This window comes from Streptomyces sp. NBC_01445 (assembly GCF_035918235.1).
In the GTDB taxonomy this organism is placed as follows: Bacteria; Actinomycetota; Actinomycetes; order Streptomycetales; family Streptomycetaceae; genus Streptomyces.
Genome location: NZ_CP109485.1, coordinates 7,721,668 through 7,742,903, shown reverse-complemented (window position 1 = coordinate 7,742,903; position 21,236 = coordinate 7,721,668). Strand labels below are relative to the sequence as shown.

Genomic DNA, 21,236 nt, shown 5'->3' with positions numbered 1-21,236 from the left:
ATGCGCCGTGTGACCATCAACAAGCCCGTGGCGAAGACCAGCACCACCCGCCGGCAGCAGCAGGACGACGCCGCCGCGGAGCGCCGCCACGACCGTCCGGAAGTGCGCAAGGACATCCGGCGCACGTGGTGGCCCGACGAGTGAGCGGGCCGGGACGCACGCGTCAGGCGGGCGGGGCCGCGGAGAGCCGCTTGCGGTAGTGGATGCGGTCGTAGAGGCCGTCGGTGCGGCGCTCCACGACCTCGTATCCGTAGCGCGGATAGAGCTCCTGGTTCTCCCACATCATCGCGTTCGTGTAGAGCCGCACCTCGGGAAGGCCGAGCACGCGCGCGTGCTCGTCGACGAACGCCAGCAGCCGTCGCCCCACGCCCTGTCCATGGGCGTCGGGGTGGACGGCGATGCTGTCGAGGAACAGATGGTCCTCGCGGGGCTCGATGACGACGAGTCCGATGACGGCGGGCGCGCCGCCCCGCTCGCCGTCCACGACGTACACCTTGCCCGCGGCCACCTCGGCGCCGTGGTCGGCCTCCATGGGCGCGGGCACCACTCCGATCCGGTCGATGTAGTGGCGGTACGCGGCGTCGGTCACCGCTTTCACTGCGGGTACGTCGGCTGCTTCGGCGCGGCGAACTGTGTGAGTCATGGCCGCACAGTACGGGACATGATCGCAGTCTGAGCCCTCGATTAGCCCTCCCTTAAACCCACCATAAAGATCGCCATCGCCTGCCCTCAGCAGGCGATTTCGCGGCTTTCAGGGGCTAGCTTTCTCACCGCCGGGGCCGTCGTCGCGGCCCGTCCCCCCACCCCTGAACCGCCGTTGAGGAGTTCCACTCATGACAGTTCGCCGCAAGGCCGCCGCGTTCGCCGTCGCAGGTGCCGTCCCGTTCGCCCTGACCGCGCTGGCCGCCGCGCCCGCGTCGGCGCACGGCTCGATGACGGATCCGGTCAGCCGCGTCTCCGCCTGCTACGCGGAGGGCCCGGAGAGCCCGCAGTCAGCGGCGTGCAAGGCCGCCGTCGCGGCCAGTGGCGCGCAGGCCTTCTACGACTGGAACGCGGTCAACATCGCGAACGCCGCAGGCAAGTCGAAGGAGATCATCCCCGACGGCAAGCTGTGCAGCGCGGGCAACGACAAGTACAAGGGGCTCGACCTTCCGCGCGCCGACTGGCCGTCGAGCCCGATGTCGGCGGGCAGCCACACCTTCCACTACAAGGGAACGGCCCCGCACAAGGGCTCGTTCGAGCTGTACATCACCAAGGACTCGTACGACCCGGCGAAGCCGCTGAAGTGGTCGGACCTGGAGGCTCAGCCCTTCGTCAAGGTCACCGACCCGAAGATGGAGAACGGCGACTACGTCTTCGACGGTGACGTTCCGGCACGGTCGGGCCGTCACCTCATCTACTCGATCTGGCAGCGCTCCGACTCCCCCGAGGCCTTCTACACCTGCTCCGACGTGGTGTTCGGCAAGGACAGCGGGGCCGGTGCGGCCGCTCCCGCCGCGTCCGCGCCCTCCGACCAGGAGATCGCGGACGGTGCCGGCAAGTCGTCCGTGGAGCACCACCACGGTGACGCCGGGGGCAGCGCCGAGCCGCAGGCCGAGGAGTCCGCGGCCCCCGCTGCCGACGCCGCCGACGACTCGACGGGCGGCAACGGGCCCGAGGTGAAGGGCGGTGCCGCGAAGCCCCTCGCCGACGAGAACCTCGCCGAGACGGGCGGCGACAGCGCCACCCCGTACATCGCGATGGGCGGCGCCGCGGTTCTGGCGATCGGTGCCGCGACAATGTTCGCGTCGGTGCGGCGCCGCTCCGTGGCGGGCGGGCGTCACAGCCGCTGACGCAGCACAGCCGGGCCGCCGTCTCCCTGCCCACTCCTGGAGGCGGCGGCCCTTGTGCGTTTCTGGCTGCGGTGCGCTCAACTCACCGCCGAGACACAGGTGGTGGGGGTGGCGTGGGCCGGGTCGAGGGCGTTCGCGACCTCGTGGAAGGCGACGCGGTCGATGGTGCCGATGGCGACGTGCTCGGACAGGTCGACGGAGCACAGGTCCTGGAGCTTGACGTTGCGGACGTCGGGGCCGCTCAGGAACTGGGTGCCGTACGGCGTGACGACCTCGTCGTACTTGGTCGCGATGACGGTGTAGTGGACGCCGGGGACGGTGTCCCCGCCCTGGTTGAGCTTGGTGATGAACGGGGAGCCCGCCATCTGGTCGGCGAGGCCGGGGGTGGCGAGGGTCAGCAGGTCACCGGCCCCGGGAAAGTACGGCAGGAGGTTCGTCAGGCCGTTCAGGGTGGTGCCGTGGTTGTCGGGCGCGATGCCGACGAGGGAGTTCACCTTCGCGGCGCCGCCGAGGAACTTGAGGTAGTAGCGGGGCATCATGCCGCCCTGCGAGTGGCCGACGAGGTCGGCCTTGGGGGCGCCGGTGGCGGCGAGCACCTTGTCGACGAAGGTGTCGAGCTGGCCCGCCGACTTGTCGATGGGGCCGAGGCCGTTGAAGAGCGGGACGCCGGGCAACTGTCCGTAGTCGAGCGAGAAGACACAGTAGCCGCGGTTCACCAGGTAGGGGGCGAGGACCAGCCAGTTGTCGACGGAGTTCCCGAAGGTGCCGTGGACGAGGACGACGGGGCGCGGGTGAGCGGCGGACGGCTTGCAGGCGTAGTTGTTCCAGCCGCTGCTGACGGCGGTGCCGGCGTGGGCGGTGGCGGGGACCGCGGTGGCCGCGGCCGTGAGCAGCAGGGCCGCGGTCAGGGATCTGACCGCACGTTTCCAGTTCCGGGGCAGCATCGTGTGATCTCCTTGCGGCTCAAGGGAGTTGCGATGTGGGGTGCGTGCCCTGTGATCCGGATCACGAGGATGCTGTACTGCCAGCCAAATTACGCGCCAGTAGTAAAAGAGTGAAGTTACGCGTCAGTAAAAACTTGCAGTGGTAGCTGGACGCTTCCGGTGCCGACGCGGTGTCACCAGGCGGGCCTGATGGGTCCGTCGGGTGCGACGGCGGTCAACTGGTCAAGCAGAGCGCGGGCCTTGCGCTCGCCGAGCCGCTCGACCCACGGCCGTACGGCGTCGGCGGCGGACTCCTCGGCGGCCCGCGCGCAGGCCCAGCCGCGTTCGGTCATGACGACGAGCCGGGCGCGGGCGTCGTCCGGGTGGGGCCGGCGCTCGGCGTATCCCTTGCGCACGAGCTCGTCGACGAGCTGGCTCGCGGCCTGCTTGGTGACCCCCAGATGCGCGGCGAGGTCGGTGGCGGTGGCGCCGTCCCAGGAGAGCCGCGCGAAGGCGAATCCGTGCGCCGGCCGCAGCCCCTCGAAGCCGCGGGCGACGACCCCCTCGTGGATGCGTTGTGTCAGCTCGCCGGCGGCGGAGAGCAGGGCGGCGGACAGGGCCATGGCCTCGGAGTTCTGCACGGAGCCATTGAAACACCCTTGACGGTTTGGTCAAGCTGCCTGACTATGTAGTCAAGTTGCTTGACCACATTGCTCGCTCGGCCGATCCGCTCAAGGGAGTCGCCATGCCAGTCGTCCGCGCATCCGATGCCGTCGTTCACGAGATGCACGGCGTCCGTTTCGTCTCGTACGCCAAACCCGCCGCCGGCAGCAAGGAGCTGTGCGCCTGGCGGGCCGAGATCCCGGCGGGCACCCCGGGCGTCGCCCACACGGTGTCCCGCGAGGAGATCCTGCACGTGCTCAGCGGCAGCCTGCGCTTCACGGTCGACGGGCGCACGGACACGCTCGCCGCGGGCGACACCGCGATCGTCAATCCGGGCGCGACCCTCACCGTCGAGAACCCCGGCGACTCGCCCGCCGCCATGTGGGTCACGACGTCCGCGGGCCTGGAGGCCGTCCTGGCGGACGGCACCCGCCTCACGCCGCCCTGGGCTCAGTAGCGGCTCACGCCGCGAGCCGCCCGGGCACGATCGCCCCGGGTCCGAACCGCGCCCGGGCCCGGTCGGCCACCGCCTCCAGCGCCCGCGCCTTCTCGTCCGCGGGGTCGAAGGTCAGCTGGCAGGCGGAACCCTCGACCGGGCGGAGCCCCTCCGCCCGCAGAGCGAGCGCCCGCACCCTGGCCCGCTGCAGGCCGAGCGCCTCGTACATCCGGTACGCGGCCGTGGACAGCGCGGTCGTGCGCCCGGTGGGCTCGGGGAGCGTACGACTGCGGGTCGTCGTGGACCGGTCGGCGTAGCGCACGGTGAGGGTCAGCGAGCGGCACACCTGCTTCCCGTCGCGGAGCCGGGCGCCCAGCTCGTCGGCGAGGGAGAGCAGGGCGCGGCGGTGCCGGTACGGGTCGAGTTCGTCGCGCGGGAAGGGGCGTTCGGCGGCGGTGGACCGCGTGGCGGCGTTGGGTGTGACCCGGGTGCGGTCGACGCCACGCGCCTTCTCGTGCAGTTCACGGCCGATACGGGCGGTGGTGAGCCGTTGCAGGGTGCCCTGCGGGGCGGCGGCCACCCTGCCCAGGGTGTCGAGCCCGTACTCGCACAGGGTGCGGGCGGTGGCGGCGCCGACGCCGGGCAGCGCGGCGACCGGCTGCCCGGCGAGGAACTCCGCCACGGCGCCGGGGTCCCCCGGCACCACCCGGGTCACCCCGGGCGAGGCCGTCCGCGCGGCCATCCGCGCCAGCATCGGGCCGGGGCCCGCGCCGATCACGCACTCCACCCCGTACAGGGCGAGCGCCCGCACCCGGATCACCGCGGCGAGTTCGACGGCGTCCCGCCCGAAGTAGCGCACGGCGCCGCCCAGGTCCACGAGGGCGGCGTCGGGCGGCAGCGCCTCGACCGTCGGGCTGAACTCGCCCAGCAGGCCGATCAGTTGGGGCAGTGCCGCCTCGTACATGGGCGGCAGCAGGAACCGTACGTACAGAGTGGTCATCCTGCGCTCCCTGGGCTCTGGTGCCACAGTTTGCGCGGTGGTCCGGACTGGCCGTCGCCCGCCGGGCGCAGGTCCGCCCAGGGGTGCATCTCGTATCCCGTGGCCATGCGGATGCGACGGCCGTCGACCGGGTCGTCCTCGTCGGACGGCGGCTGTTCGGGCGGCTCCGCCAGGCGCAGTGCCACCGCGTCGAGGCCGCCCCGCCGGCGCACCTCCACCAGGTCCGCGAGGTTCCACGCGGCCGCGCCCACCACGCTGAGGCTGCGCGGTCCGCGCCGCTGGACCGTGCCGCGGACCAGGAGCAGCCACGAGTGGAAGACGGTGTGCGCGCACGCGGCGTGCGCGTCGTCGAAGAAGGCCAGGTCGACCAGGCCCGTGCCGTCGTCCAGGGTCGTGAAGATGACGCGCTTTCCGGAGCGGATCGGCGGGGTCTGCGTGGCGACCTTGGCACCCGCGACCAGCACGACCTTGCCGTGCTCGACCTCGCGCAGGCGGCGCGCCGTCAGCACTCCCAGCTCCTCGAGGAACTTCTCGTGGTCGCCCATGAGATGGCGGGAGGCGTCCATCCCGAGTACCCCGAGTTCGGCGCTGAGCCGCTCGGCGTCGCCGAGGTCGGGCAGGCCGGCCGGCGCGGTCCCGTGGCCGCCGGACAGGGGCAGTTGGGCGCCGCGGGCGCCTCGGGACCCGCGCGTTCCCCGGTGCAGTTCGGTCAAGTGGAGTTGCAGGTCACGCCGGTTGGCGCCGAACGCGTCGAGCCCGCCGACCTGGGCGAGCCGCTGCGCGAGCGGCCGGCTGGGCCTGGCCCGCTCCCAGAAGTCGAGCAGCGAGGAGTAGGGCTGCCCCTCCTCGATGCGGGCCGCCTCGGCCTCGCTGATGCCGTGCACGTCGGAGAGCGCGAGCCGCACGCCCCACTTCTCCTCTTTGTGACCGCCACTTTCGTGACCACCACTTCCGCGACCGGCACTCCCTTTATCAGACACCAGTTCGATACGGTGAGCGACCGCGGACTTGTTCACGTCCAGCGGAAGGACCGGCACCCCGCGCCGCCGCGCGTCCGCGAGAATCAGCCGCTTCGGGTACATCCCGGGGTCGTGGGTGAGCAACCCCGCGTAGAACGCGGCCGGGTGATGGGCCTTCAGCCACGCCGACTGGTAGGTCGGCACCGCGAAGGCGACGGCGTGTGCCTTGCAGAACCCGTACGACCCGAAGGCCTCGACGATCTCCCAGGTCCGGGCGATGGTCTCGGCGTCGTATCCGTGCGCCGCCGCCTGCTGCGCGAACCAGAACCGGATGCGCCCCTGCGAATCGGGGTCGGACAGCCCCCTCCTGACCCGGTCCGCCTCGTCGCGGCCGCACCCCGTCATGATGTTCACGATCTCGATGATCTGCTCGTGGAAGACGACGACCCCGTACGTCTCCTTCAGGGGTCCCTCCAGGTCGCGGTGTGGATAGCGGACCGGCGCGCGCCCGTGCCGCGCCTCGATGAACGGCCGCACCATGTCGGCGGCGACGGGTCCCGGGCGGAACAGCGAGATGTCCACCACGAGGTCGTGGAAGGTGGCCGGCTGGAGCCGTCCCACCAGGTCCCGCTGGCCCGGCGACTCGATCTGGAAACAGCCCAGCGTCTCGGTGGACTTGATGAGCCGGTACGTCTCCGGGTCACCGGGCGCCACCGCGTCCAGGTCCACCGTGGAGCCGGTCGCCCGCTCGGTCTCCGCGACCGCGTGCGCCATCGCCGACTGCATCCGCACCCCGAGGACGTCGAGCTTGAGCAGGCCGAGGTCCTCGACGTCCTCCTTGTCGAACTGCGACATGGGAAAGCCCTCGCCGCTGGTCGGCATGACGGGCGTACGGGCGAGCAGCGAGGCGTCCGAGAGCAGCACCCCGCACGGGTGCATGGCGATACCGCGCGGCAGCGCGTCGAGCGCCTCGACCAGCTCCCACATGCGTCCGTACCTGTCCCCGCCCCGCCGGGACTCCCCTGCCAGTTCCCGCAGTTCGGGCAGTTCCTCCAGCGCGGCCCGCGCGTCGCGGGCACGGATGTGCGGGAAGGACTTGGCGATCCGGTCGATGTCGGCCGGGTCCATGGACAGGGCCGCGCCCACATCGCGTACGGCATGGCGGACGCGGTACGTCTCCGGCATCGAGACGGTCGCGACGCGCTCGGCGCCGAACCGGCCGATGATCGCCCGGTAGACCTCCAGGCGCCGGGCCGACTCCACGTCGATGTCGATGTCGGGCAGGACGGAGCGGCGCTTGGACAGGAACCGCTCCATGAGGAGGCCGTGTTCGACCGGGTCCGCGTGTGCGATCCCGAGCAGATGGTTGACCAGGGACCCGGCACCGGAGCCGCGCGCGGCGACCCGGATGCCCATGTCCCGTACGTCGTCGACGACTTGGGACACCGTCAGGAAGTAGGTGGCGAAGTCGTGGTACGCGATGATGTCCAGCTCGCGGTGCATCCGCTCCCAGTACTCCCGCTTCCGGTCGTACCCGAGGCGCAGCATCCCCGCCGCCGCCCGCGACGCGAGGACCCGTTGGGCGGTGCGGCGGCCGGCGCCGACGAGCCGCGGTTCGGGGAAGTGCACGGAGCCGAGGCCGAGGTCGTCCTCGGGGTCGACGCGGCATTCGGCCGCCGCGGCGTTGGTCTGTTCGAGCAGCCGGTACGCGGCGTCGCGGCGGAAGCCCGCGGCCTCCACCACCCGTTCGGCCGTCATCAGCATGGCCCCGGCGTCCTTCAGCCAGCGCTCGCCGCTGTCGAGTTCCTTGCGGGGGTCGACCGGGACGAGGCGGCGCGCGGCGTCGAGGACATCGGCGACCGGGCCGAGGGCCGGGTCGGCGTACCGGACGTCGTTGCTGAGGACGGGGCGGATGCCCTGCTCGGCGGCGAAGCCGACGGTGCGGGCGGCCAGGCGCAGGGATCCGGGGCCCGTGCCCTCGCGCCCGTGGTGGACGGCTTCGAGGCGCAGGGCGTCGCCGTAGATCTCCCGCCAGGGGACGAGGAGGTGCGCGGCCCGGTCGGGGCGGCCCGCGGCGAGCGCGCGGCCGACGTCGGACCCGGGTCCGAGCAGCACGGTCAGGCCGTCGCCGTGGTTGTCCGCCCAGGTCAGCCGGGTCTCGCCGGTGGCGTGGGCGGCGGTGACCAGGCGGCACAGGGAGGCCCAGCCGATGGCTCCGTCGCGGGCGAGGAAGGTCACGCGCGGAGTCGACTCGTCGATGAAGGCACCACCGCGCACGGGCTGCCTGCGGTGCTCGGCCGGGGTCCGGCCCGACGCGGGGGATCCGGCCGGCGGGGGTCCGCTCACCGCGAGGTCCGTCCCGAACAGCGGCCGCACCCCTGCCTTGACGCAGGCCTTGGCGAACCTGACCGAGCCCGAGAGGGTGTCCCGGTCGGTGAGGGCGAGCGCGTCCATGCCCCGTTCGGAGGCACGCTCGGCCAGCCGCTCCGGGTGCGAGGCCCCGTACCGAAGGGAGAACCCGGAAACGGTGTGCAAATGCGTGAACCCTGGCACACGCACCTCCTGCACACCTCGAACCGACCTGCTCTCGCCTCCCCACCACCACCATAGACCAAGTATCGAACGCATGTGCGACATCCGAGTGAGGTCGCCGCCCCGGGTACCCGTTCAGCCCACCCCACCTGCACGAACACCGTGCTCCCCGGACCGTGGGAGCATGATCCAGACAGCTGACACCCCGCCCGGGCCCCGAAGCGCCCGGAACGCCCGAACCGCTCAGAACGCGAGGGGCCGACCCGTCGATGACGGGTCGGCCCCTGCGTCTGGCTGTCCGGGCTTCCGGCTGTCTCGCTGTCGTTACATCAGCCGATCTCGGCGCCGAACGTGGACAGCGCCTCCGTCACAGGCTGGAAGAAGGTCTCCCCGCCGGAGCTGCAGTCGCCGCTGCCGCCCGAGGTGAGGCCGATCGCGGTGTCGCCCGAGAAGAGCGAGCCGCCGCTGTCGCCGGGCTCGGCGCAGACGTCGGTCTGGATGAGGCCGTTGACGATGTCGCCGTTGCCGTAGTTCACGGTGGCGTCCAGGCCGGTGACGCTGCCGTCGTGGACCTGGGTCGTGGAGCCGCTGCGGGTCACCTTCATGCCGACGGTCGCGTCGCCCGCCTTGGTGATCTGCTGGCTGGAGCCGTTGTAGAGGTCGACCTCGCTCGGGTGCGCGACGTCGGCGGTGTACTTGACCAGGCCGAAGTCGTTGTCCGGGAAGCTGGACTGCTCGTTCGTGCCGATCTCCTGGCCGCTCGAGTCCGACCAGGTCGAGATCGCCTCGGTGCAGTGGCCGGCCGTGATGAAGTACGGCTGGCCGCCCTTGACCACGTTGAAGCCGAGGGAGCACCGGCCGCCGCTGCCGGTGATGGCGTCGCCGCCCGCGATGAGGGGCTTGAACTCCCCCTTGGTGCGCTGAAGTTCGGCCTTGGAGCCGAGACCGTCGACGACCTTGCTCAGCTTGCTCCACGCGGCCGTGTCGACCGTGCGGTCGGCGGTCACGACGACCTTGTTGGTGGCCGGGTCGACCGCCCACGAGGTGCCGGGGATCGTCGCGTCCTGCTTCAGGGTGGTGCGGGCGCCCTTCAGTTCGGCCAGGGAGTTCTCGACGACTCTGGCCTTGGCTCCGGCCGCCCGCACGACGTCCGCCGCGTCCTTGTTCAGGACGTTCACGACGAGGTGCTTGGCCTTCGCGTCGTAGTACGTGCCCGCCGAGTCCGCTCCGAGGTCCTTGGTCAGGGACGAGGCGAGGTTTCCGGCCTTCGCGATCGACAGGGTCTGCGGGGCCACATCAGGGGTGTCCGTGCTCGCGTTCGCAGTCTGGAAGGTGACTCCCGCGGCGACCAGGGCGGCGATGCCCGCTCCTACCGCGGCGGCACGCCGCTTGGGTATGCGTCGGTGCTTCAACTCTCGTCCTCCTGTGGGGGGTCGGAACCGACCGCTGTGGGGTGAGCCGGTCCCGTAGGTTGACGCGCCCACTATCCCGACGGCCACAGGGGACACACAAGGTCGACTTCAGGACGCGCGTGCGACTGACGCTATGCGCTCCCCCGGCCGCATGCACCCCCGTCATGCGCCTGTCGCACCACGTCGGTTCCCACTGCAAACACTCCGCGCAGAGGGGCGGTCCGCAATGGGTGAGGTCTAGTCCTGTCTTGATTCCGATACCGCTGGGCCGGGAATCGGCGGCCGTTCGGCGGCCGGCGGCCGCGCCGCATCCCCCGGCGTCGCCCGCTCCAGGAAGCGCAGCAGCTCCACCGGGAAGGGCAGTACGAGGGTCGAGTTCTTCTCGGCGGCGACGGCCACCACGGTCTGCAGGAGTCTCAGTTGGAGCGCCGCGGGCTGTTCTGACATCTCCGAGGCCGCCTCGGCGAGCTTCCTGGATGCCTGGAGTTCGGCGTCCGCGTTGATGATCCGGGCGCGCCGCTCGCGCTCGGCCTCGGCCTGCCGCGACATCGAGCGTTTCATGGTCTCGGGCAGCGACACGTCCTTGATCTCGACGCGGTCGATCTGCACGCCCCAGCCGATGGCCGGGCTGTCGATCATCAACTCGAGTCCCTGGTTGAGCTTTTCGCGGTTCGAGAGAAGGTCATCGAGGTCGCTCTTGCCGATGATGGACCGCAGCGACGTCTGCGCCATCTGGGAGACGGCGAACCGGTAGTCCTCCACCTGTACGACGGCCTCGGACGCGTCGACCACCTTGAAGTAGATGACGGCGTCGACCCGCACCGTGACGTTGTCCCGCGTGATGCCGTCCTGCGCGGGCACCGGCATCGTGACGATCTGCATGTTGACCTTACGGAGCCGGTCCACGAACGGCACGATCATCGTGAACCCCGGGCCGCGCACATCCGGTCGCAGCCGCCCCAGGCGGAAGACCACGCCCCGCTCGTACTGTTGGACGACGCGCGCCGCCGCAGCCGTCACGCAGATCACCGCGGCGGACGCGGCAGCGGCTCCCGCCACCACCAGCTCCTCGACCATGGAGGCCTCCAGGGATCGGACCCAGGCACTCAGGGACGTTTTTCGACGGTTTCTCCTTCGAAGGTAACTCCGGAACGCACACAAGGGCGAGCCCCCGCACGGCAGTTGCCGTACGGGGGCTCCCTGCTGCTGGCTGCAGGTCACGCTGTCCGAAGGCCGGTGACCGCCGGCCGAGGGACACGGATCAGTAGACGCTCACTCCGTACGCACTCAGCGCCTCGGTGACCGGCTGGAAGAAGGTCGTACCACCGGAGGTGCAGTCGCCGCTGCCGCCGGAGGTCAGGCCGTACGCGGTCGAGCCGCCGTAGAGCGGGCCGCCGGAGTCGCCGGGCTCGGCGCAGACCGTGGTCTGGATGAGGCCGGAGACGATGTCGCCGCCGCCGTAGTTCACGGTGGCGTTGAGCGCGGTGACGCGGCCGCTGTGGATGCCGGTGGTCGAGCCGCGCCGGGTGACCGTGGTCCCCACGGACGGCGTGGCCGCACCGGTGATGTCCTGGCTGCCGACCGTTCCGGGCGGGGTCCCCGTGCTGCTGTACCTGACGAGGCCGTAGTCGTTGCCCGGGAAACTGGATCCCGCGGTCGAACCGATGGTCGTCGAGTGGGACGAGTTCGACCACCAGGTGCCGGCGCCGTCGGTGCAGTGGCCCGCGGTCAGGAAGTAGTAGGTGCTGCCCGAGCGGACGTTGAAGCCGAGCGAGCAGCGCCAGCTACTCGCATAGATGGCGTCGCCGCCGGAGACCAGCTTCTTGAACGTGCCGGGGGTGCGCTCGATCTTCAGGGCGCCCGCGTTGCTGCCGGCCGCCTTCTGGATCCTGGCGATCTCGGCCTGGGAGACCGTGCTGTCGGCGGTGACGACGACCTGGTTGGTCTTCTGGTCGACCGTCCAGGCGGTGCCGGGTACATCGGACTTCAGGACGGACGTGCCGGCCTGGGTGAGCTGGGTAGCGCTGAAGGTGTGCGCGACGGGCGCGTCCGACGCGCTGGCCGTGGGGACGGTGAGTGCGCCGATGGCGACGAGTCCGGAGGCCACGGAGATCATCCGGGCGCGTCTCGCTATGCCACTGCGGGGGGTGGTGCGCTTGATCCTCACTGGTCGTTCCTCCCGAGGGAAGTCGGGGGCCCCGCGTGGGGTCGGGGGCCCGTGAGGCGCAGCCAGCGGCTCCCGTTCGGATTCCGGATTCCGGAATGTTCCGAAGATGCGGTGCCCCTGACAAGCGCTGGTCGGGAGTATTCGGCGTTTCAACTGACCGGCACAAGGGCGCCTTTCGGCCGTCCGTCCGGTACACGTCCACATGCCCCGACGGCTGCTGCGGTGGTTCGCAGGCCGCCGGGGCTCGGCTCCCCTGTCAGACGGAGTGGCGGCCGACGAGGTTCCGTTCGCCGGCCTCGATCTTGACCGACAGGGTGTTGCCGGGCGGCGGGAAGGGGCAGACGAAGTGGTCGGCGAAGGCGCAGGGCGGCAGCACCGCGCGGTTGAAGTCGACGCTCGTACGGCCTTCGGCGTCGGGCGCGGCGGGCCGCAGGAAGCGGAACCGGAAGGTCCCGTCGCCGCTGGTGGCGTCGGCGAACACGGCCCACAGCGAGCCGTCCGCCTGCACCGCGACCTGGAGGGTCAGGTCCTGTCCGTCCAGGGAGAAGGCCAGTTCACCGCCGAGGCCGAGGCCGCGCTCCTTGCCGTCGGCGTTCTCGACGCGGACCGTGCGGCTCTCCTCGTACGGCGTGAAGCGGCCCTCGACCGTCCAGCGGGGGTCGTGGGCGGTGGCCTCGATGCCGCCGAAGTCGCGTCGCGGCCCCGACTGCGGGTCGAAGTCGCGTACGGCCCACAGGCCTTCGCGCACGATCGCGACGAGGCGGCGCTCGCCGAGGCCGATCCGCGCGTCGGCCGTGAGCCGCACCTCGCCGGTCAGCGGCTGTCCGTCGCGGGTGAGTCCGTCCTCGGGGGCGGCGGTCAGGACGACTTGGCCGCCGTCGGCCCGCCACTTCCCGGGAATGGCCGGAAGTGTGCCTTCCGGATAGTCGTCCAGCCAGTGGGTGCCGGTGAGGGCGAGCGGTCCGTAGGGCTCTGAGACGGATGCGGTCCGCTGCTCGTGCCACTGCTGCCAGGCATCGGCTGCGTCGTCGGTCATGCGGTCAGGCCTTCCTCGCGTGCGGGGCGTACGGGTTCTTTCAGCCCCAGATGGGAGCGCAGCGTCGTACCGGTGTATTCCGTGCGGTACGCCCCGCGTTCCTGGAGCAGGGGCACCACCTGGTCGACGAACTCGTCCAGGCCGCCCGGGGTGAGGTGCGGTACGAGGATGAAGCCGTCGGCCGCGTCGCTCTGCACGAACTCGTCGAGCTCGGCGGCGACGGCCTGCGGGGTGCCGATGAACGACTGGCGCGTGGTGGTCTCGATGACGGTCTGCCGGATGGACAGACCCTTGGCGCGCGACAGGGCGCGCCACTGCTCGGCGATCGCGCGGGGATCGCCGCGCTTGGTACGGCCCTGGGAGAGCTCGGAGTCGACGACCGGATCGATGTCCGGCAGCGGCCCGTCGGGGTCGTACGCGCAGAGGTCGACGCCCCAGATCTGCTCCAGGGTGAGGAGCGCGTTCTGCGGGGACACCTGCTGGCGCCTGATCCCGGCGGCGCGCTCCTGGGCCTCGGCGGCGGTGTCGCCGAGTACCACGGTGACACCCGGCATGATCTTCAGGTCCTCGGCGGTCCGCCCGTATGTGGCGAGCCTGCTCTTCACATCGGCGTAGAAGGCGCGGCCCGCCTCCAGCGTGCCGTGCCGAGTGAAGATCACGTCCGCCGCCGACGCCGCGAACTCACGCCCCTCGGGCGAGTCCCCGGCCTGAATGACGACGGGGTGCCCTTGCGGGGAGCGCGGCAGCGTGAACTCGCCCTCGATGTCGAAGTGCCGGCCGGTGTGCGCGAAGGGCCGCGGCTCACCTCCGGGTGTCCAGGAGTCCCACAGCTCGCGGGCCGTGGCGACGAACTCTGCGGCACGCGTGTACCGGTCCGCCCTGTCGAGGAAGCCGCCGCGGCGGAAGTTCTCGCCCGTGAACGCGTCGGAGGAGGTGACGACGTTCCAGGCGGCGCGGCCCCCGCTGAGGTGGTCGAGCGTGGCGAACCTGCGGGCGGTCTCGTAGGGCTCGTTGAACGTCGCGTTGACCGTCGCGGCAAGGCCCAGGCGCTCGGTGACGGCCGCGAGGGCGTTCAGGACGGTGACGGACTCCGGCCGCCCGACGACATCGAGATCGTGGACGCGCCCCTTGTGCTCGCGCAGCCGCAGCCCCTCCGCGAGGAAGAAGAAGTCGAACAGGCCGCGCTCGGCGGTGCGGGCGAGGTGCTCGAACGACGCGAAGTCGATCTGCGAGCGGGAGCGCGGATCGGTCCAGACGGTGGTGTTGTTGACTCCCGGAAAGTGCGCGGCGAGATGAACGTGCTTACGTGGCCTGACAGTTGAGGTCATGACGGGCCCCCCGCGAGCGCGGCGTACTGGTTGGCGGGCCGGGCGAGCCCCAGGTGCTCCCTGAAGGTGCTGCCCGGATAGAACGTGCGGAACAGGCCGCGGTGCTGGAGCAGCGGCACCGTGCCGTTGACGAGCCGCTCCAGGTCACGGCGCGGCTCGACGGGTGTGAGGTGGAAGCCGTCCACGGCTCCGGCGCGGTGCCAGGCGGCGACGAGGTCGGCGAGGTCGACCGGGCCGCCCCGGTAGAGCGGGCCGAGGTCGCTCGGCAGCGGCCCTCCCCCGCCGTGGCCGGGCACGGCCGCGCGCTCCCCGCCGCCGAGGTCGATGCGCAGCGCGGCCAGGACACGCAGCCCGTCAGGATCACGGCCGTACTCGGCGGCACGGCGGCGCAGCCCGGCGCGGACGGCGGCGGCCCGCGCCGGGCCCGTCGCGTTCACCAGGGCGACGTCGGCGTGGCGCGCGGCGACGTCGTACGCGTGCTGCTCCGCGGTGTCGACGACCGTGACGGGGTGGCCCTGCGGCGGACGCGGCACGATGGACGGGCCGCGCACGGAGAAGGTGCTGCCCCGGAAGTCGACGTAGTGCAGCTTCTCCCGGTCGATGAAACGTCCGGTCGCCACGTCGCGGATCTCCGCGTCGTCCTCCCAGCTGTCCCACAACCGCGTTGCGACGTCGGCGACTTCACCGGCCTCGCCCCACAGTTCCGCGGCGGGCGCGGCTGCCCTGCGGCCGAAGAGGCGGGCCTCCGCCTCGGTGGCGGACACCTCGGGCCGCCAGCCGGCGCGGCCCCGGCTCACCCAGTCGAGGGTGGCGACGGCGGCCTGCACATGGAAGGGCTCGGTGTGCGTGGTGGTGACGGTGGGGACGAGGCCGATGCGGGCGGTGGCCGGGGCGACCCGGGACAGCACGGCGAGCGCGTCGGGCCCGGGCCGGCCGAAGGAGTCCCCGAGGGTGACGAAGTCCAGGGCGCCGCGTTCCGCGAGGCGCGTGAGCGTGACGTACGGGTCGGCGGCATAGTTGTCGGGCTCGGGCTGGTCGACGGCCGCCGCGAGATGCAGCAGGCCGCGCCCGGTTGACGTAGTCATGAGCAGGTCCTTGGACGAGGAAGGGGGATGCGGGAGTTGCGGGCGGGCTACGGCTTGGGCAGGCCGGGCGGGTTGATCTCCGACTTCTCGACCGCCTCGGTCGACAGGCCCCAGCGCTTCAGGACGCGCCCGTACGACCCGTCCTTGATCACGTGGTCGAGGGCGGCGGCGTACGCGTCGACGAGTCCGCTGTCCTTCTTCGTCGTGGCGGCGATCTTGCCCTGGATCTTGTCCCCGGCGCCGGAGAGCGTGCCGATGATCTGCGACTGGCCCGCGGACTCCACGTGGTAGGCGGCGCTGGGGCTCGGGCCGAGGTAGGCGTCGATGCGGCCCGACTGGAGAGCCAGGTAGTAGTCGGTGTCCTTCTGGAAGTACTTGATGGTGACCGGCTTCAGGCCCGCCTTCTCGTCCTGCCTGCTCCAGTCGACGAGGATCTTCTCCTGGTTGGTGCCGGAGGAGACGGCGATGCTCTTCCCGGCCACGTCCTTGGGCTCCTTGACCCGCCAGCTCGTGCCCTTCTTGGCCTCGAACGCGATGTTGTCGAGCCGGTAGGTCGCGAAGTCGTACTTCTCCTTGCGCTCCTCCGTGACGGTGACGTTCGAGAAGACGGCGTCGAACTTGCCGCTGTCGAGGCCGACGAAGAGGTTCTCCCAGGACACCGGGGAGAACTCGATCTTCAGGCCGAGCGTGTCGGCGACGAGGGTCGCGATGTCGATCTCGGAGCCGATGCGGGTCTTGTCGTCGGTGGCGTAGAAGCCGAGTGGCGGCGAGGCGTCGGCGCTGCCGCCGAGCCTGAGCGTGCCGCGCTTGCGCACCGCGGCCGGCAGCTCGGCGGCGATCGCGTCGACCTTCTTGGCGTGGATGCGGTGCTGGTCGGGCCCGATGTTGATGCCGCCCACCTTCCCGGAGCCGCCCTTGCCGGTGCCGGTCGCGGCATCGCTGTCACCTCCGCAGGCGGTGAGCAGGGGCGCGGCCACGAGTGCGGCGACGGACAGGGCGAGGGTGCGGCGGGACAGCATGCGTGAACTCCTGTTGATGAAAGGCGAGTTGAAAGGGGGTACGGAAACAGGGAGTGAGGGTCAGAGGACCTTGGAGAGGAACGCCTTCGTGCGGTCGTGGCGTGGTGCGTCCAGTACCTCGCCGGGGGCGCCCTGTTCGACGATGCGGCCCTCGTCCATGAAGACGACGGTGTCGGCGACCTCGCGGGCGAAGCCGATCTCATGCGTGACGACGATCATCGTGGTGCCCTGGAGCGCCAGGTCCTTGATGACGTCGAGGACCTCGCCGACGAGCTCCGGGTCGAGCGCGGACGTCGGCTCGTCGAAGAGCAGCAGCTTCGGTTCGAGGGCCAGCGCGCGGGCGATGGCGACGCGCTGCTGCTGCCCGCCGGAGAGCTGCTTCGGATAGGCGTCGGCCTTGTCGGCGAGCCCGACGCGGTCGAGCAGCCTGCGCGCGCTGTCGAGCGCGTCCTTGCGGGGGCGCTTGAGGGCGGAGACCGGGGCCTCTGCGATGTTCTCCAGGACCGTGAGGTGCGGGAACAGGTTGAAGTTCTGGAAGACGAAGCCGATCTGGGTGCGCTGCTTGAGCACCTCGCGCTCGCGCAGCTCGTACAGCTTGTCGCCGGAACGGCGGTAGCCGACGAGGGAGCCGTCGACGCTGATCCAGCCGCTGTCGACCTTCTCCAGGTGGTTGATGGTGCGCAGCAGCGTGGACTTGCCCGAGCCCGACGGACCGAGGACGACGGTGACCTCGCCGGTCCGCACCTCCAGGTCGATGCCGCGCAGCACCTCCAGCGTGCCGAAGCTCTTGTGGACGGCCTTGATGTCGACCATGGTCCGGTCGGTGCCCGCGTCGCTCATCGGGTGGTTCCCTTCGAGAAGTGTCGTTCTACGTAGTGCTGGAGGACGGAGAGCGCGCTGGTCAGGAGCACGTACCAGACGGTGGCGACCATCAGGAGCGGCACCACGCGCCCGTTGCGGCCGTAGATGACCTGGACCTGGTAGAAGAGCTCGCCGATCGCCATGACGGAGACGATCGAGGTGCCCTTGAAGAGGGAGATCACCTCGTTGGCCGCGTTGGGCAGGATCGAGCGCATGGCCTGCGGCAGGACGATGCGGCGGATCTGCCGCAGCCGGGGGATGCCGAGCGCGGCCGCGGCCTCCAACTGGCCGCCGTCGACGGCCAGTACGCCACCGCGCACGATCTCGGCGGCGTACGCGGCCTGGTGCAGCGCGAGCCCGAGGACGGCCGCGCTCATCGCGCCGACCAGGCCCATCGTGTCGAAGGAGAGGAAGCCGGGCCCGAAGGGGATCCCGAACTGCAACTCCTTGTACAGATAGGCCAGGTTGAACCAGAAGAGCAGTTGCACGATCAGCGGGATCGAGCGGAACGCCCAGATGTAGCCGAAGGCGACGGCCTGGAGGAACCGGCTGGCCGACAGGCGCATGAAGGCCAGGACGATGCCGAGCGCGAACCCGAGGGCCGTTCCGTAGAACGTCAGCTGAAGGGTGGTCCACACCGCCTTGAGGATCACGTCGGCGGTGAAGTAGTCGGCGAACACCCCCCATTCCCAACCGGTGTTGGTGATGAATCCGTGCGCGAACTGGGCGAGCAGCACGGCGGTCGCGACGATGGCGGCCCAGCGCCAGGGGTGGCGGACGGGCACCACCTTCAGCGCGCCGTAGTCGACGGCGCCGCCGGCTGTCGTGGCTGATGTCGTTCTGTCGATGGGTGGATCACTGGTCAGGGACATGGGGGTTCCTCAAGAGGACGGAAAGGTACGGGGCGAGGGCCGGGGCTCAGGCTGCGGCGCGACAGGAGAGGTCGCGCAGGAACGCCAGGACCGCGCGTGCGGTGGCGTCGTTCTGCCGGAACGAGGGGCTGTTCGTACGCGGCCGCGTGAACGCTCCGGCGCCGCGCGCGTTCGTGTGCGGGCCGAGCGCGAAGCGGCGCGGGTGCGCCGTGCCGTCGCGGTGCAGGACGCGCCCGTCCTCGGGGTCGACCGCGAGGAGCCCGGCCGGGGTCGCCCGCGCCCCGTCCTCGTACAGCTCACGCAGGAGCTGGTCGCGGGTGCGGGCGAGAGTGGGGTGCGGCAGGCGGGCCTCGACGAGGGCGCGGGCCTCGACGACGGAGCCGGGGACAGTGGCACTCGTCGCGCGGAAGACGCCGTCCTCCGCGGTGACCCGCATGTCCGCGCCGATGAACTTCACGACGCCTGCCCGGGAGAGCGCGAGCAGCTGCCGAAGTCGCGGCCCCGGCGGCCCGGAGGCGAGATAGCTGAAGAAGCCGTGCCACCAGGACCCGATGTCGCCCAGCCGCACGACCTGCCCGTACACGGAGAGCAGACCGAGGAACACGGCGAGGTCGGGGCTGTGCGCGGGGTCGTGGCGGCGTTCGAGGTCCGCGGTGATGTAGCCGCGCAGCCCGTCCTGGAGTTCCTCGTACGAGGTGTGGCGTACGCCGTCCAGCGGGTGGTCGAGAGCCGTGAGGTCGAGGCGGTCCGCCGGGTCGGGCACGGCGGAGGCCACGAGGGCCTGGAGTTCGGCGCTCAGCGGTTCGGCTGCCGCGTACTTCTCCTCGAAGTCGGCCCAGGCGACGCGGGTGCGCTCGGGGTGGGCGGTGAACAGGCGGTGGTAGTGGGCGAAGCCCAGCTCCTTGTCGATGAGGGGCCACACGTCGCGCCGGAAGTCGTAGCCGTCGGGGCGGGCGAGGAGTTCGTCGATCTCGGCGGGGCCGAGGAAGCGGGGCAGCGGCGGGCGCTCGCCGGTCCAGTCGTAGCCGATCTTGGAGTGGTAAGGGATGCCGCGCCGGGAGCCGACGTGCAGGACGGGCTCACGCCCCGAGGGGAGGTACGTGTCCCCTTCGTACCGTCCGCCGCGGCCCTCGGTCAGGAGCACCATCAGGTCGACGAAGGCCAGGCCGAAGCCGCGGACGAGGACGTCCTCGCCGGGAGCGAGCGCGGACAGATCGCTGTCCGCGGTGAAGTCGGGCGGCAGATGGACGAGTCCGTGTTCGTGAGCGTACGCGCTCAACTCCAGCTGCTCTTCGTCGAGTTCGGCGTCCAGATGGCCCTGGGCGAGGATGACGGTGTCGGCGAGGAGGGGGCGGGCGCGCCCCTCGAGCCACACCTGCTGGCGGCCCTCGCGGGGTCCGCTGACACGCAGGGCGCGGCGCGGGTGGTGGCGGACGGCGACGCCCGGCGGGAGCGCGGCCACGGACTGCTCGTACACCCAGCGCAGATAGGCGCCCTGGAGCTGCCGGTCGGCGAAGGCGCGGCCGTCGAGGTCCGCCCACTCGTGCAGGGCGGGCCCGGGGAGTACCGGACCGTCGAGCTCGACCGTGTCGTCGGTGAACATCGTGACGTCCTGGGACTGCGAGTTCATCCAGAGCAGCGGGGACTGCGCCTGCCGCCAGACCCGTCCGCCGCCCGGCGGGAACGGGTCGACGAGATGGATGTCGAGTTCGAGGCCGGCGTAGTCGGGTGCGTTCGCGGCGATCCGCTCCAGGATGCCGGTCCCCCGCGGACCGGCTCCCACGATCACGAGTGAGGGTCTCATCGGGTGCGCTCCGAACCGCGCGCGTAGTGCCGCTCGACGTAGAACTGGCCGGCGCTGAGGAGCGAGGTGACCACGACGTACCAGATGGTGGCGACCAGGAGCATCGGGATGACCTGGTAGGTGCGGTGGTAGACGAGCTGCACCGAGTAGAGCAGGTCCTGGACGGCGATGACGCTGACGATGGAGGTGCCCTTGAGGGTGCCGATCAGCATGTTCCCGGCCGGCGGCACGATGGAGCGCATGGCCTGCGGCAGGACGATCCGCCGCCAGCGCCGCAGCCGGCTCAGCCCGAGCGCCTGCGCGGCCTCGATCTGCCCGCGGTCGACGGAGAGGATCCCGCCGCGCACGACCTCCGCGGCGTACGCGGCCTCGTGCAGCGTGAGCCCGATGATGGCGACGGTGACGGGCCCGAACAGGTCGACGGTCCTGATGCCGAGGATGTGCGGGTACAGCGCGCCGATGTTGAACCAGAACAGCAGCTGCACCAGGATCGGCATCGACCTGAACAGCCAGACGTAGCCCCAACTGACCGTGCGCAGCACGGGGTTGGCGGACAGGCGCATGACGGCGAGCAGGGTGCCGAGGGCGAAGCCGAGCGCCATGACGAGGGCGGTCAGCCAGAGGGTGAGTCCGAGTCCGCGCAGGACGGACGCCGATGTGAAGTAGTCCGCGACGACGTCCCATTGGAAGGCGTCGTTGCGGATCACCGAGTTGACGGCGAGCGCGAGGAGTACGAGGACGACGGCGGCGGCGAGCCACTGGCCGGTGCGGGGCCGGCGGACGATGCGGGGCTGTGCCTCACCGGCACCGGCGGGCGGTCCGGCCGCGGGAGGCGCGGTCTTTGCGAGTGTGTTCGAGGACATGCGAAGGCTCCGTGGGCACTGGAATCCAGCACGGTCTTGCCTTCACACGGAACATGCGGACCGAGCCCCTCAGCAGCGGTCCCTCACCGAGAGTACGGGGCTCGCTCCGCTCGCTGTCAAGGCTGTCCAGAGTGTGAGCTGTACGTCTCAAGTGAGTTGACGCGGAAACGGATGCCTGTTCCACTTGGCCCATGCATCCGCAGCAGTGGCTGGTCACGCGCTCCCACATCGACTTCGGTCGAGTGTGGTCGGCGTCCTGTTGATGCCCTTCTGACGCCCGCTGCGCGTCTGTTTCTCTCTTCTCCACGCTTCCTGACGCTCGCCGCGTTCTGAGCGTTTCTGCGTTTTCTGCGTTTCCCGGTGCGCCCAAGTGCGCGCACTCGTCCGCGCCTTCACACACCCACGCGTCCTCGCGTACCCCTCCCCTCCTTCTCTCGTCACCCC

General features: G+C 71.0%; 19 protein-coding genes. 3 read left to right on the top strand and 16 right to left on the bottom strand.

The genetic code is table 11. From position 1 onward, the window contains the following. Window positions 1-144: a hypothetical protein gene (locus OG574_RS35245; protein WP_199842054.1), complete on the top strand. Its 144-nt coding sequence runs from the start codon at window positions 1-3 to the stop codon at window positions 142-144. A gap of 19 nt (window positions 145-163) precedes the next feature. Here the strand turns inward: OG574_RS35245 and OG574_RS35240 are convergent, their stop codons facing one another. After that, complete coding sequence (locus OG574_RS35240; RefSeq protein WP_326776498.1) at window positions 164-643, bottom strand: GNAT family N-acetyltransferase; 480 nt, start codon at window positions 641-643, stop codon at window positions 164-166. A gap of 190 nt (window positions 644-833) precedes the next feature. On the opposite strand from OG574_RS35240, the gene OG574_RS35235 reads away from it, so the two are divergent. Further along, the gene (locus OG574_RS35235; RefSeq protein WP_326776497.1) at window positions 834-1,832 is read left to right on the top strand and encodes a lytic polysaccharide monooxygenase; all 999 of its coding nucleotides are present in this window, start codon (window positions 834-836) and stop codon (window positions 1,830-1,832) included. Between the two features lie 77 nt (window positions 1,833-1,909). Here OG574_RS35235 and OG574_RS35230 read toward each other — a convergent pair whose 3' ends face one another. Continuing rightward, entirely contained in the window at window positions 1,910-2,776 is an 867-nt protein-coding gene (locus OG574_RS35230; protein WP_326776496.1) for an esterase/lipase family protein, read from the bottom strand. A gap of 173 nt (window positions 2,777-2,949) precedes the next feature. Next, a complete protein-coding gene (locus OG574_RS35225; protein ID WP_100598090.1) occupies window positions 2,950-3,396 on the bottom strand; it encodes a MarR family winged helix-turn-helix transcriptional regulator in 447 nt (148 codons plus the stop codon). A 104-nt stretch (window positions 3,397-3,500) separates the two neighbouring features. Here OG574_RS35225 and OG574_RS35220 point away from each other — a divergent pair, with 104 nt between their 5' ends. After that, the gene (locus OG574_RS35220; protein ID WP_100598089.1) at window positions 3,501-3,875 is read left to right on the top strand and encodes a cupin domain-containing protein; all 375 of its coding nucleotides are present in this window, start codon (window positions 3,501-3,503) and stop codon (window positions 3,873-3,875) included. A 4-nt stretch (window positions 3,876-3,879) separates the two neighbouring features. On the opposite strand, the gene OG574_RS35215 is transcribed toward OG574_RS35220, so the two are convergent. From OG574_RS35215 to OG574_RS35155, 13 genes are all read right to left on the bottom strand, one after another. Beyond that, the gene (locus OG574_RS35215) at window positions 3,880-4,854 is read right to left on the bottom strand and encodes a DNA polymerase Y family protein (RefSeq protein ID WP_326776495.1); all 975 of its coding nucleotides are present in this window, start codon (window positions 4,852-4,854) and stop codon (window positions 3,880-3,882) included. Next, the gene (locus tag OG574_RS35210; protein ID WP_326776494.1) at window positions 4,851-8,366 is read right to left on the bottom strand and encodes a DNA polymerase III subunit alpha; all 3,516 of its coding nucleotides are present in this window, start codon (window positions 8,364-8,366) and stop codon (window positions 4,851-4,853) included. The genes OG574_RS35215 and OG574_RS35210 overlap by 4 nt, the downstream gene beginning before the upstream one ends. A 308-nt stretch (window positions 8,367-8,674) precedes the next feature. Next, window positions 8,675-9,757: a S1 family peptidase gene (locus OG574_RS35205; RefSeq protein WP_100598086.1), complete on the bottom strand. Its 1,083-nt coding sequence runs from the start codon at window positions 9,755-9,757 to the stop codon at window positions 8,675-8,677. A 237-nt stretch (window positions 9,758-9,994) separates the two neighbouring features. Beyond that, the gene (locus tag OG574_RS35200) at window positions 9,995-10,834 is read right to left on the bottom strand and encodes a slipin family protein (protein WP_326776493.1); all 840 of its coding nucleotides are present in this window, start codon (window positions 10,832-10,834) and stop codon (window positions 9,995-9,997) included. Window positions 10,835-11,018: 184 nt separating this feature from the next. After that, entirely contained in the window at window positions 11,019-11,924 is a 906-nt protein-coding gene (locus OG574_RS35195) for a S1 family peptidase (RefSeq protein WP_326776492.1), read from the bottom strand. A gap of 256 nt (window positions 11,925-12,180) precedes the next feature. Further along, window positions 12,181-12,960: a DUF1684 domain-containing protein gene (locus tag OG574_RS35190; RefSeq protein ID WP_326776491.1), complete on the bottom strand. Its 780-nt coding sequence runs from the start codon at window positions 12,958-12,960 to the stop codon at window positions 12,181-12,183. Next, on the bottom strand, window positions 12,957-14,288 hold the full coding sequence (locus tag OG574_RS35185; protein WP_326776490.1) for an NtaA/DmoA family FMN-dependent monooxygenase: 1,332 nt from the start codon (window positions 14,286-14,288) through the stop codon (window positions 12,957-12,959). The genes OG574_RS35190 and OG574_RS35185 overlap by 4 nt, the downstream gene beginning before the upstream one ends. Further along, the gene (locus OG574_RS35180) at window positions 14,285-15,373 is read right to left on the bottom strand and encodes an LLM class flavin-dependent oxidoreductase (RefSeq protein WP_326776489.1); all 1,089 of its coding nucleotides are present in this window, start codon (window positions 15,371-15,373) and stop codon (window positions 14,285-14,287) included. The genes OG574_RS35185 and OG574_RS35180 overlap by 4 nt, the downstream gene beginning before the upstream one ends. 47 nt (window positions 15,374-15,420) lie before the next feature. Beyond that, window positions 15,421-16,392 carry an ABC transporter substrate-binding protein gene (locus OG574_RS35175; protein ID WP_326776488.1) on the bottom strand — a complete coding sequence of 324 codons (972 nt, stop codon included), beginning with the start codon at window positions 16,390-16,392 and terminating at the stop codon, window positions 15,421-15,423. Between the two features lie 60 nt (window positions 16,393-16,452). Continuing rightward, window positions 16,453-17,232 (bottom strand): amino acid ABC transporter ATP-binding protein, encoded by a 780-nt coding sequence (locus tag OG574_RS35170; protein ID WP_326776487.1) that lies wholly within the window; start codon window positions 17,230-17,232, stop codon window positions 16,453-16,455. Beyond that, the gene (locus OG574_RS35165) at window positions 17,229-18,125 is read right to left on the bottom strand and encodes an amino acid ABC transporter permease (RefSeq protein WP_326776486.1); all 897 of its coding nucleotides are present in this window, start codon (window positions 18,123-18,125) and stop codon (window positions 17,229-17,231) included. Before OG574_RS35165 ends, OG574_RS35170 begins: the two co-directional genes overlap by 4 nt. Window positions 18,126-18,171: 46 nt before the next feature. Continuing rightward, window positions 18,172-19,929, bottom strand: coding sequence for an FAD/NAD(P)-binding protein (locus tag OG574_RS35160; protein ID WP_326776485.1), 1,758 nt, complete (start codon window positions 19,927-19,929; stop codon window positions 18,172-18,174). Continuing rightward, complete coding sequence (locus OG574_RS35155; protein WP_326776484.1) at window positions 19,926-20,792, bottom strand: amino acid ABC transporter permease; 867 nt, start codon at window positions 20,790-20,792, stop codon at window positions 19,926-19,928. The genes OG574_RS35160 and OG574_RS35155 overlap by 4 nt, the downstream gene beginning before the upstream one ends. Window positions 20,793-21,236: the final 444 nt, after the last annotated feature.

Coding starts and splice junctions, on each gene's coding strand:
- OG574_RS35240 (WP_326776498.1), bottom strand. CDS start 643: ATGACTCACACAGTTCGCCGCGCCGAAGCAGCCGACGTACCCGCAGTG.
- OG574_RS35165 (WP_326776486.1), bottom strand. CDS start 18,125: ATGTCCCTGACCAGTGATCCACCCATCGACAGAACGACATCAGCCACG.
- OG574_RS35190 (WP_326776491.1), bottom strand. CDS start 12,960: ATGACCGACGACGCAGCCGATGCCTGGCAGCAGTGGCACGAGCAGCGG.
- OG574_RS35230 (WP_326776496.1), bottom strand. CDS start 2,776: ATGCTGCCCCGGAACTGGAAACGTGCGGTCAGATCCCTGACCGCGGCC.
- OG574_RS35160 (WP_326776485.1), bottom strand. CDS start 19,929: ATGAGACCCTCACTCGTGATCGTGGGAGCCGGTCCGCGGGGGACCGGC.
- OG574_RS35215 (WP_326776495.1), bottom strand. CDS start 4,854: ATGACCACTCTGTACGTACGGTTCCTGCTGCCGCCCATGTACGAGGCG.
- OG574_RS35235 (WP_326776497.1), top strand. CDS start 834: ATGACAGTTCGCCGCAAGGCCGCCGCGTTCGCCGTCGCAGGTGCCGTC.
- OG574_RS35155 (WP_326776484.1), bottom strand. CDS start 20,792: ATGTCCTCGAACACACTCGCAAAGACCGCGCCTCCCGCGGCCGGACCG.
- OG574_RS35220 (WP_100598089.1), top strand. CDS start 3,501: ATGCCAGTCGTCCGCGCATCCGATGCCGTCGTTCACGAGATGCACGGC.
- OG574_RS35200 (WP_326776493.1), bottom strand. CDS start 10,834: ATGGTCGAGGAGCTGGTGGTGGCGGGAGCCGCTGCCGCGTCCGCCGCG.
- OG574_RS35185 (WP_326776490.1), bottom strand. CDS start 14,288: ATGACCTCAACTGTCAGGCCACGTAAGCACGTTCATCTCGCCGCGCAC.
- OG574_RS35175 (WP_326776488.1), bottom strand. CDS start 16,392: ATGCTGTCCCGCCGCACCCTCGCCCTGTCCGTCGCCGCACTCGTGGCC.
- OG574_RS35170 (WP_326776487.1), bottom strand. CDS start 17,232: ATGAGCGACGCGGGCACCGACCGGACCATGGTCGACATCAAGGCCGTC.
- OG574_RS35245 (WP_199842054.1), top strand. CDS start 1: ATGCGCCGTGTGACCATCAACAAGCCCGTGGCGAAGACCAGCACCACC.
- OG574_RS35180 (WP_326776489.1), bottom strand. CDS start 15,373: ATGACTACGTCAACCGGGCGCGGCCTGCTGCATCTCGCGGCGGCCGTC.